The sequence below is a fragment of the Corynebacterium sp. HMSC14H10 genome, assembly GCF_001807105.1.
Taxonomy (GTDB): domain Bacteria; phylum Actinomycetota; class Actinomycetes; order Mycobacteriales; family Mycobacteriaceae; genus Corynebacterium; species Corynebacterium jeikeium_D.
Genome location: NZ_KV787410.1, coordinates 143,073 through 153,169 on the forward strand (window position 1 = coordinate 143,073; position 10,097 = coordinate 153,169).

Annotated in this window: 8 protein-coding genes and 1 tRNA gene; 4 read left to right on the forward strand and 5 right to left on the reverse strand. The window is 59.4% G+C overall.

Translation table 11 applies throughout. From position 1 onward, the window contains the following. The first annotated feature begins 49 nt into the window (after positions 1 to 49). Positions 50 to 1,264 (forward strand): aminotransferase class I/II-fold pyridoxal phosphate-dependent enzyme, encoded by a 1,215-nt coding sequence (locus tag HMPREF3135_RS01980; RefSeq protein WP_070437644.1) that lies wholly within the window; start codon positions 50 to 52, stop codon positions 1,262 to 1,264. On the opposite strand, the gene coaE is transcribed toward HMPREF3135_RS01980, so the two are convergent. The 5 genes from coaE to polA form a co-directional block, all read right to left on the reverse strand. Further along, positions 1,197 to 1,838 carry a dephospho-CoA kinase gene (gene coaE / locus HMPREF3135_RS01985; RefSeq protein ID WP_070437647.1) on the reverse strand — a complete coding sequence of 214 codons (642 nt, stop codon included), beginning with the start codon at positions 1,836 to 1,838 and terminating at the stop codon, positions 1,197 to 1,199. The two genes, HMPREF3135_RS01980 and coaE, sit on opposite strands and share 68 nt — an antisense overlap. Positions 1,839 to 1,871: 33 nt before the next feature. Continuing rightward, the gene (locus HMPREF3135_RS01990) at positions 1,872 to 2,993 is read right to left on the reverse strand and encodes a glutathione S-transferase family protein (protein ID WP_070437650.1); all 1,122 of its coding nucleotides are present in this window, start codon (positions 2,991 to 2,993) and stop codon (positions 1,872 to 1,874) included. An 83-nt stretch (positions 2,994 to 3,076) separates the two neighbouring features. Continuing rightward, positions 3,077 to 3,286, reverse strand: a complete 210-nt coding sequence (locus tag HMPREF3135_RS01995) for a hypothetical protein (RefSeq protein ID WP_070429619.1) — start codon at positions 3,284 to 3,286, stop codon at positions 3,077 to 3,079. Between the two features lie 73 nt (positions 3,287 to 3,359). Continuing rightward, entirely contained in the window at positions 3,360 to 4,823 is a 1,464-nt protein-coding gene (rpsA, locus tag HMPREF3135_RS02000) for a 30S ribosomal protein S1 (protein WP_005510285.1), read from the reverse strand. A gap of 282 nt (positions 4,824 to 5,105) precedes the next feature. Further along, positions 5,106 to 7,751: a DNA polymerase I gene (polA, locus tag HMPREF3135_RS02005; protein WP_070437774.1), complete on the reverse strand. Its 2,646-nt coding sequence runs from the start codon at positions 7,749 to 7,751 to the stop codon at positions 5,106 to 5,108. Positions 7,752 to 8,195: 444 nt separating this feature from the next. Here polA and HMPREF3135_RS02010 point away from each other — a divergent pair, with 444 nt between their 5' ends. The 3 genes from HMPREF3135_RS02010 to HMPREF3135_RS02020 all read left to right on the forward strand — a co-directional run bounded on the left by HMPREF3135_RS02010 (position 8,196) and on the right by HMPREF3135_RS02020 (position 10,093). Further along, positions 8,196 to 8,786 (forward strand): TetR/AcrR family transcriptional regulator, encoded by a 591-nt coding sequence (locus tag HMPREF3135_RS02010; protein ID WP_049193961.1) that lies wholly within the window; start codon positions 8,196 to 8,198, stop codon positions 8,784 to 8,786. 205 nt (positions 8,787 to 8,991) lie between these two features. Next, positions 8,992 to 9,969 carry a DUF368 domain-containing protein gene (locus tag HMPREF3135_RS02015; RefSeq protein ID WP_070437653.1) on the forward strand — a complete coding sequence of 326 codons (978 nt, stop codon included), beginning with the start codon at positions 8,992 to 8,994 and terminating at the stop codon, positions 9,967 to 9,969. Positions 9,970 to 10,019: 50 nt separating this feature from the next. Continuing rightward, positions 10,020 to 10,093: transfer RNA gene (locus tag HMPREF3135_RS02020), tRNA-Leu, on the forward strand. Positions 10,094 to 10,097: the final 4 nt, after the last annotated feature.

Consider the following 10,097-nt stretch of genomic DNA (forward strand, 5'->3'; position numbering starts at 1 on the left):
CGATGGGGAATCGCAACAAGCCCGCAAAACTCCCGCCTACAGTGAAACCATGACCGTTTCCCGCTTGCGCCCCTTCGGCGAGACCATCTTCGCCACCATGTCCCGCCTCGCTACCGAGCACGAGGCGATCAATCTTGGACAGGGCTTCCCCGACTGGGATGGGCCGGAGGAGGTGCTCGCGGAGGCGCGACATCAGATAGCTGGAGGAAACAACCAGTACGGCCCCGGCCGCGGCATGAAGGTGCTCCGCGAGGCTATCGTCGCCGATCGCGCCCGCCGCACGGGGCAGGTCTACGATGCCGACACCGAATGCCTCGTCACGGTCGGTGCCACGGAGGCGATTGCCGCCACCACCTTGGGGCATCTCGAACCCGGCAGCCACGTCATCATCATCGAGCCGTACTACGACTCGTACAAAGCCGCCATCGCACTGGCTAACTGCACATATACCGCGGTGCCGCTCATCCCCGCAGCTTCCGGCACGGCACGCTCCTGGTCACTCGACCGCAGCGCGCTTGCCGATGCCGTCACCGCTAAAACGGCCATGATTATCATCAATTCTCCGCACAACCCCACCGGCACCGTCCTCACGGACGAGGACTTGCAGGCCATCGCCGATGTCGCCATCGCAAACAATCTACTCGTGCTTGCCGACGAAGTCTACGAACGCCTGTACTTCAACGGATTGTCACACTCTTCCATCAGCGCTCTGCCCGGCATGCGCGAGCGAACCATTGTCGTGTCCAGCGCCGCAAAAACCTTCAACGTCACTGGCTGGAAGATTGGCTGGGCGCTCGCCCCGACTGAGCTACTCGATGGTGTCGTCAAGGCCAAGCAGTTCTTGAGCTATGTCGGCGCCACTCCCCTTCAGCCCGCAGTCGCCCGTGGCCTGCAGGAATGTGCCCCATGGGTGGACGAGCTGGCAGGTCAGCTCGAGGGCAACATGCGGCTCCTCGCCGATGGGTTGGAAGGCCTGGGCGCTGACGTCTTCACGCCGCAGGCAGGGTATTTTGTCGTCGCCGATGTCTCGAGCTGGGGGCTTGGCGACGCCCTGGAGACCTGCACCCGCCTGGTCAAGGAATGCCGCGTCGCAGCCATCCCCGTCACCGCTTTTGTGGATGACCCAGAGTCAGAAAAGTACCGCTACCTGGTGCGGTTCGCTTTCTGCAAGCGCGCCGAGGTGATTGAGAAGGCTATCACCCGGCTGCGGAATTATCTTGCTGCCCGGCCTGCAGCTGACGAATCTGATTCAGCGGCTGAATAATCCGCTCCCAAATCCGGTCGACCTGGCGCACGAGGTCCTCCTCGGTGCCTGAGTTTTCCAGAACTACGTCGGCGAACTGCAGGCGCTTATCATCGCTGATTTGCTTAGCGATGCGCTGCTTCGCATCCTCTCGGTCTACACCGCGGCTTTCCACCAGACGGTCGAGACGGACCTCCACCGGGGTATGCACAACTACGACGAGGTCCTGTGCTTCCGACTGCCCCATTTCAATCAACAGCGGAGAGTCAAAAACAATGATGGCGTCACCTGCCGCGTTGAACTGCTCTTCGGTGCGCTGCTCAATACGCGGATGGGTGATGGAGTTCAGCAGCTCCGTCTTCTCCGCGGATACGAAGGCGCGCTTCGCAAGCTCGCCGCGGTTGAGGGAGCCGTCGTCAAGCAAAATGCCCTCGCCGAAAGCTTCGGCGAGTTCGGCAAGCGTCGGTTCCCCGGGTTCGACGACGTCGCGAGCGATCTGATCAGCGTCGATGATGACGGCACCGAGCTCGGCAAACCTACGGGCGACCGTAGATTTCCCACTGCCCATGCCGCCGGTTAATCCTACTTTGAGCATGTCTCTAAGGGTACGTGGACACGCCCCCGCACGTTAGTGCTTTACGACGAGATCCTCGATGCGGTGACCCTCTTCAACGGGATCTGGGTTGACTGGGACCGGGGCGGTGCCGTTACCGAATGGGCTGCTACCAAGGGCCTCACGGCCGTGCGGCTGGAGCAGGTCAGAGAGCTCCGGCCCCTTCGGGACAATCCCTAAAGGATTGAGGTCGCGATGGACCTCGTAGTAATGGCGCTTGATATCGACGAGGTCAGTGGTGTCGCCGAAGCCCGGAGTCTGGAAGAGATCACGCAGGTAGTTGTATAGAACCGGCATCTCGGAAATCTTGCTCCGGTTGCACTTGAAGTGGCCGTGGTAGACGGCATCGAAGCGGATCAGGGTCGTGTAAAGGCGAATGTCGGCCTCAGTGATGTGGTCGCCCATGAGGTAACGGCGGGTCTCTAAGCGCTCAGAAACCTTGTCTAGGGCATCGAACAGCCGGTCGTAAGCCTTGTCGTAGGAGTCCTGCGAGCCTGCGAAACCACAGCGGTAGACGCCGTTGTTGATCTCGGTGTAGATGAACTGCATAAGCTCATCCATTTCCTCGCGCATCTCCACCGGGTAAAGATTCGGGGCGCCTTCGCGGTGGAACTCGGTCCACTCGGTAATGAAGTCCAAGGTAATCCAGGGGAAGTCATTGGTCACGACCTCGCCCGACTCGATCTCGACGATGGCCGGAACAGTAATGCCACGCTGGTAGTCCGGGAAACGCTTGAGGAATGCCTCCTGCAGGCGCTCGTAGCCTAGTACTTCGTCACGGCCACCTGGTCCCTTGTCGAATGTCCAGGAGCGGGCATCGTGAACTGGCCCTGGAATTCCGACTGAAATTGCATCTTCCAGGCCGAGCAGCCTGCGAACGATAAGCGTGCGATGCGCCCACGGGCAGGCGCGAGCTGCAACAAGGCGGTAGCGACCGGCTTCAACGGGCCACGTCTTAATTCCGTCGCCTACCTCGCGACCGTTCTTAACAATGCGGTCGTTGATATAGCGGGTGTCGCGGTTAAAGTCCTTGCCCTCCTGGGAGTACACACCACCGGTGGAGTGGGAGGAATCCTCTACCTGGTTAGCGTTATCTACCTGCTTGGCTTCGTCCTTTGTTGTCATGTCACCAATCATATGGGTAGAAAGATAGGCTGTCAACGGCAGTAAAGACCGCCAGAGCCACCAAAATCGACAAGGCCACCAGGACATTAGGGCCCTTAGGGCCAATAGGACGGCTTGCGCTTCGCCAGCAGCCCGTTACTGTGCAGCAAGCCACTTCTGGTGAAGCGCAAGCCCGCTTTAGGCAACAGCGGCGCCACCTTTATGGCCCAAAGCCCCAACACCAGGACCAAAAATGCAGCAAGCCCCCAAGCCGCCGCTATAAGAACAAGGCCGAGCAGGTGCCCGTCGTAAAGCAAAGAAGGCACGAAAAAGCCCCAGCGAGGAAAACCTCGCCGGGGCAATTTCTCAAAGGGACGTGTAAGCCCTTAGCGGTCTAGCTTAGTTGCCAGCCAGCTTCTCGCGCAGAGCAGCGAGCTGCTCGTCGGAAGCCAGGGTGCCGCCTGCGTTGTCTGCAGCCGGTGCGGCCGGAGCAGCCGGGGCTGCCTCGCCGGACTCGGAAGAGTAGTTCGAAGCGGTCTCTGCAGCCTCGGCAGCTGCAGCGCGGTGACGCTCGATCTGGGCAGCGTGCAGCTGGTGGTGACGCTCTGCCTCTGCGTAGCGAGCCTCCCACTCTGCGCGCTGGGTCTCGAAGCCCTCCATCCACTCGTTGGTCTCCGGATCGAAGCCCTCCGGGAAGATGTAGTTGCCCTGCTCGTCGTAGGAGTCGCCCATGCCGTACTTGGTCGGGTCGAACTCTTCGGTGAAGTCCTCGTCAGCCTGCTTGAGGGACAGGGAGATACGACGACGCTCGAGGTCGATGTCGATGACCTTGACCATGACCTGTTCGTCGACGGAGACAATCTGGTCCGGAACGTCGATGTGGCGGGAAGCCAGCTCGGAGATGTGAACCAGGCCCTCGATGCCCTCCTCGACGCGGACGAACGCACCGAACGGAACCAGCTTGGTGACCTTGCCCGGAACAATCTGGCCGATTGCGTGAGTGCGGGCGAAGACGCGCCACGGATCTTCCTGAGTAGCCTTCAGGGACAGGGAAACGCGCTCGCGGTTCAGGTCGACCTCGAGAACCTCGACGGTGACCTCGTCGCCAACCTGGACAACCTCGGACGGGTGGTCGATGTGCTTCCAGGACAGCTCGGAAACGTGAACCAGGCCGTCAACACCGCCGAGATCGACGAATGCGCCGAAGTTGACGATGGAGGAAACGACACCCTTGCGGACCTGGCCCTTCTGCAGCTGGTGCAGGAACTCAGAGCGGACCTCAGACTGGGTCTGCTCGAGCCATGCACGGCGGGACAGAACGACGTTGTTGCGGTTCTTGTCGAGCTCGATGATCTTGGCCTCGATCTCCTGGCCGATGTACGGCTGGAGGTCGCGGACACGACGCATCTCGACGAGGGAAGCCGGCAGGAAGCCGCGCAGGCCGATGTCGAGGATCAGGCCGCCCTTGACGACCTCGATGACGGTACCGGTAACCGGTTCGTCGTTCTCCTTGAGCTGCTCGATGGTGCCCCAAGCACGCTCGTACTGAGCGCGCTTCTTGGACAGGATGAGGCGGCCTTCCTTGTCTTCCTTGGTCAGGACCAGCGCGTCGATCTCATCGCCAACTTCGACCACTTCGTCAGGGTCGACATCGTGCTTGATGGACAGTTCGCGGGAAGGAATGACACCTTCAGTCTTGTAGCCGATGTCGAGAAGAACCTCGTCGCGGTCAACCTTAACGACGGTGCCTTCAACGATGTCACCATCGTTGAAGTACTTCATCGTCGAGTCGACAGCGGCCAGGAAATCCTCAGCGGTGCCAATGTCGTTGATGGCAACCTGAGGGACGTTAGAAGTGGACATATAAGATGTGCTCCGAAGCGGATAGAAATCGAAAAACGGACAATTTCGGCCTTGCCCCTCAAAGAAACACCTGGACAACCGGGCCAAATCCGCTTTCGGCGAATCTCGCCATTGGCAATTAGTTAACCCGATGTCCCTGGAGCTCGAGGCTGCAAAGTCGGCACGCTAATGCATACCTAGCGAACAATACCGATTTGAGCTGCGACATTCAAGTCCGCAACACATCCACGGCAAGCCCGCGACAAGTCCACCTACCAGCACTACGGCCCGACCTTCGCACCACTAATGTGCAGCAGTATCCCAATTCACACCAGCACCGATCGAAACATCCAACGGCACCAACAATTCAGCTGCCGAGTCCATCTCGCGATGCAACAGCTCCTTGATGGCTCCCTCTTCCCCATCTGCAACTTCCACAACCAGTTCGTCATGAACCTGCAGGAGGACACGCGAGCGCAGCCCGCCCCGTCGTAAAGCATCGTCGACCCGGAGCATCGCAATCTTAATAATGTCTGCCGCCGAGCCCTGGATCGGCGAGTTCAAAGCCGCACGTTCCGCGTTATCGCGAGCGATGCGGTTGTCGGCGTTGAGTTCCGGCAGGTAGCGACGACGATCGAACATCGTGGCCGTAAAGCCGTCCTTACGCGCCTGCTCAACAACCTTGTGCAGATAATCGCGCACGCCGCCGAAGCGCTCGAAGTAGTCCTCCATGAGCTTCTTCGCCTCGCGCTGCGGAATGTCGAGCTGCTGCGCCAGACCAAAAGCACTCAGACCATAAGCCAGTCCGTAGCTCATCGCCTTCACACGACGACGCAGCTCGGGCGTGACCTCATCAATGCCGACGCCGAAGACCTTCGAGCCGACGTAATTGTGCAGGTCCTCGCCCTGGCGGTAGGCCTCAATCAACCCCGGATCCTGCGACAGGTGCGCCATCACGCGCATCTCAATCTGCGAGTAGTCCGCGGTGATTAGCTTCGCATAGCCATCGCCCACCACAAACGCCTCACGAATCCGTCGCCCGAACTCCGTGCGCACCGGGATGTTCTGCAGATTCGGCTCCGTCGACGACAGACGCCCCGTCGCCGCAACCGTCTGATTAAAAGTCGTATGAATACGGCCATCATCAGCGACAGCCCTAATCAGTCCCTCCACGGTCGACTTCATCTTCTGCGACTCGCGGAATTTCAGCAGGTAATCCAGGAACGGATGCGGGTTGACCTTCGCCAGCCCCTCAATCTCCTTCGCCGCCGTGGAATAGCCCGTCTTCGTCTTCTTTGTCCTGGGCATTCCCAGCTGGTCAAACAGGACCTCTTGCAACTGCTTCGGCGATCCGAGATTCAGCTCAGGCTTATCGACGAGGTTGCGAGCCTCACTCTCCGCCTCATCGGTAGCCGCCTGCGCCTGCTTGCGGAGCTCCTCGAGCGCATCAACATCGACAGCGATACCGGCACGTTCCATCCGGCCCAACACTGGAGCGAGCGGGACTTCCAGGTCGGCGTACACACTGTAGAGCCCGGCCTCGTCGAGTTCGACAGTCAATCGCTCAGCCAGGTCGATGACGGCGGCGACATGGGAAGCGTCTTCGGCCGGGCCATCGAGCAGGGTCATCTGGCCATCGGCCTGCGAAAGAGTCTGGCCCAGGTGACGCTGGACGACATTGTCCAAGCTGTAGCTGCGCTGGCTTGGGCGCAGCAGATACGCAGCCAGGAAGGTGTCGTGGATGACCCCTGCCAGCTCGAAGTCGTAATTCCAGAGTGCATGCATGGCCGATTTAGAGTCATGCACCAACTTCGGATGGTCGCCAGCGAGCCACTCGCGCAGTGCGTCAGCATCTTCAGTGGAAAGCCCGCCCAAGTCGAGAGAAACAGCCTGGCCGGAGGTCTTGCCTTTCTCATCGGCGGAGCCAATCATCAGAGTGTGCTCCCCGACCTGCAACGCGGCCGGCTCGTGCAGATCATCGAGCCAAGCAGCCAGGGCGCCGTCGTCAAGCGAAACAGCCTCAAGCTTTGTCGCGCTGTCGCTGGTGGAGGCGGTGACGCCCGCGCCTTCGATGGAAAGGGTGCGGAAGACGCGTTCGCGAAGGTTGTCGCCGAATTCAAGGCGGTCGAAGAAGTCGATGATGCCCTGGGCGTCGGCGGGACGGAGCTCGAGCTCGTTCGGACCATACGGCAAGGGCAGGTCCTTGACCATTTCGGTGATGTCGCGGTTCAGCTGGACGTTTGCGACGCGCTCGCGGAAGTTATCGCCGACTTTGCCGCGGATTTCGTCAGCGTGGTTGATGAGGTTTGCCAGCGTGCCGAACTGAACGATCCACTTCGTCGCGGTCTTCTCGCCGACCCCCGGAATGCCCGGGAGATTGTCGGAGGGGTCGCCGCGGAGAGCCGCGAAATCCGGGTACTGAGTCGGCGTCAGACCGTACTTCTTCTCGATAGCAGCAGGCGTGAAGCGATGCAGCGTGGTGACGCCGCGCATTGGATAAAGCACCGTCGTGGTGTCGTTGACCAACTGGAACGAGTCACGGTCACCAGTGACGATGAGCGTTTCGAAGCCCTCAGGCTTGGCTTGGGTAGCCAACGTCGCGATAATGTCGTCGGCCTCGTAGTTGTCCTTTTCCAGCGTGACGATGCCCATCTCTTTCAGCACCTGCTGAATAAGCGGCACCTGACCACGGAATTCCTCAGGAGTCTTCTCACGCTGAGCCTTATACTCCGGGAAGATCTCGTTGCGGAAGGTCTCGCGGGCGACATCGAAGGCGACCGCCACGTGCGTGGGCTTTTCCTCGCTGAGGATATTGGACAGCATAGAAAGGAAGCCGTACACCGCGTTCGTTGTCTGACCACCGGTGGTTGAGAAATTATCCACCGGAAGGGCAAAGAACGCGCGGAAGGCCATGGAATGACCGTCGATAAGCATGAGGGTCTTCTTCATGACATCCCAGTGTAGGAAAACATTGAACAGCGTAGGAAAACTGAGATGCGCGCTGAGGAATCGCGAGCTGCGGAGGATGAGCTGTTGGCCGGTCAGCTTCAGTGAACAATAATTACGGTAATCAGGCTGCATTTTGAAACGGATTCAGCAGCCCTTTAGTCCACCTGAACAGTGATTCGCAAGAGTGAGCCTCTCGAGCGTCGCTTGGCACCTGGTTTCAGTTTCCGAAATGCTGTAATCCAACTTTAATATTCGCCTTATTTTCCTGGAGTTTTTCCATATTTTCCAGCGATTGTTCAACAGCATGCACGGAACCTGCCCCAAATGAGGCACCTAGAAATTACCCCCTCTTTGAGGTGGCCGCGAAAACATATCACCACGTCCTGCGCATGCCTCTGAAATCAATTGGCGTAGTTACGCTTTCATGGCTTTAGACTCTTCAGCATGAGTGAGTTCGATTCGACCGATTTCCAACGGAGCGCCCAGTCCACCCGCGAGCGCATCATCGCGGCTGCAGCTCGGCACTTCGCGCGCAAGCCTTTGCGAAGCGTGCCGCTGAAGGAAATTGCCAGCGATGCGGGCGTTAGCGCGCCGCTCATCATCAAGTACTTCGGCTCCAAAGAAGGTCTCATGGCCGAACTGATTGACTTCAGCCAGTTCAAAGGCACACTCAGCCGAGCTCCCTTCAATGAACTTGGCCAGCGGATGGCCAGCGCTATTTTGACTGGTCAAGGAATGGCCGGACAGTCCATGATTCCGCTGATTGTCGGATCCCTCGACTCCGAGGAAACCGCAAAAGTCATTGCCGAGCGGTTCAATGAAGCTGTTGCAGATGACTTGATTCGCCGCGTCGAAGAGGACGGACCGGAAGACGTTAGCCACGATGCTGCTGTGCACCGCAGCCAGATGGCTATTTCCCTCTGCGTCGGGTACCTAGTTCTTTCTGATACTGGTCTGATTGATGAGGCCAACGCGCCGAGGATTTCGGTGGAGGCCCTGGGCAGCTGCCTGCAGCAAATCATCGAACACGGCTAAGAACTGAGCACGGCCAAGGAAGCAGCTCCACTGCCCACCGCCTACTGCCCCCACTGCCACCGACTACTCCTGCGTAACTCACTGAATCAGCAGCGCCACCCCAGGCGCTGCTTTTTTGTTTTGTGTCTTTAATCGCACCCCGAAGCTACTAATACACACACGGAAATACGCTTCTTCTCAGGTGGAAGACATACAATGGCCTGCGATGTCTACTGAAAATACGAGCGCTCCTGGCGCAGAGTCGACCACGCTGCCGACCACGAGCCCCTACTCTGAAATCCCGAAGCCGACCCCGCTGGGTGTCATCGCCAACGCAGTTCGCGGTGGCCTCATTGGTCTCGCCGAGACGATTCCGGGGGTCTCCGGCGGCACCCTTGCGCTGATCACGGGCATCTACGGACGCCTGATTGAATCGGCAAAGCGCATCACCGACCTGCCGCGGGCAATGTCGAAGGGCACCTTCAAGGAGGACCTTCGCAGAATCGACTGGTGGCTGCTCATCCCGGTGGCTATCGGCATGGTTGCCGTGGTCTTCTCCATGGCAGGCGTCATGGAGAACTTCGTCACCAACCAACCAGTCGCTTCCCGAGCACTGTTCATGGGCATGATCGCCGCCTCGATCACCATGCCGCTGAACGAGCTACAGCCGGGTGCTCTGCGTCAGCCGGGCATGCGCGGCAAGGCCATCGCCGTCTTCCTGTTCTTCAGCATCGCCCTGTTCGCGCTTACTTCCCTGCCACAGGCCGCGCCGACGCAGCCGCCTCTCTGGCTTGTACTCATCGCCGCCTCGATTGCCGTGTGCGCACTGGTTCTGCCGGGCGTTTCGGGCTCTTTCTTCCTGCTGGTCATCGGACTCTACGCACCGACCATGGGCGCAATTCACGACCGTGACTTCGCCTACATCGGCACGTTCTTCGTCGGCGCGCTGATCGGCATCGTCCTGTTCATCCGCCTCCTCGAATGGCTGCTGAGTACGCACCAGGCGCTCACGTTGGTCGCCATGTCCGGCCTCATGCTCGGTTCACTGCGCGCTCTCTGGCCGTGGCAGACCGAAAACAACGAGCTCCAGGGCATCGGCTCCGACTGGGGACTCGCCCTCGGACTGTTCATTCTCGGCGCCGCAATCGTCAGCGTCGTCGCTTATGCGCAGCGCCGTTTTTCTAATTCGGGGTCGATGGACTAAACTAGTCAAAGTCGCTTCGATAGAGCATTTTCGCTTATCGACGGCTTTGCGCCCCTGTAGCCCAATTGGCAGAGGCAACGGATTCAAAACCCGTCCAGTGTGAGTTCGAGTCTCACCGGGGGCACGAT

What these genes read in the sequence shown, in the direction of transcription:
- polA (WP_070437774.1), bottom strand. Translation starts at nt 7,751, where the DNA reads ATGAAGAAGACCCTCATGCTTATCGACGGTCATTCCATGGCCTTCCGC.
- HMPREF3135_RS02015 (WP_070437653.1), top strand. Translation starts at nt 8,992, where the DNA reads ATGTCTACTGAAAATACGAGCGCTCCTGGCGCAGAGTCGACCACGCTG.
- HMPREF3135_RS01990 (WP_070437650.1), bottom strand. Translation starts at nt 2,993, where the DNA reads ATGATTGGTGACATGACAACAAAGGACGAAGCCAAGCAGGTAGATAAC.
- rpsA (WP_005510285.1), bottom strand. Translation starts at nt 4,823, where the DNA reads ATGTCCACTTCTAACGTCCCTCAGGTTGCCATCAACGACATTGGCACC.
- HMPREF3135_RS01980 (WP_070437644.1), top strand. Translation starts at nt 50, where the DNA reads ATGACCGTTTCCCGCTTGCGCCCCTTCGGCGAGACCATCTTCGCCACC.
- coaE (WP_070437647.1), bottom strand. Translation starts at nt 1,838, where the DNA reads ATGCTCAAAGTAGGATTAACCGGCGGCATGGGCAGTGGGAAATCTACG.
- HMPREF3135_RS02010 (WP_049193961.1), top strand. Translation starts at nt 8,196, where the DNA reads ATGAGTGAGTTCGATTCGACCGATTTCCAACGGAGCGCCCAGTCCACC.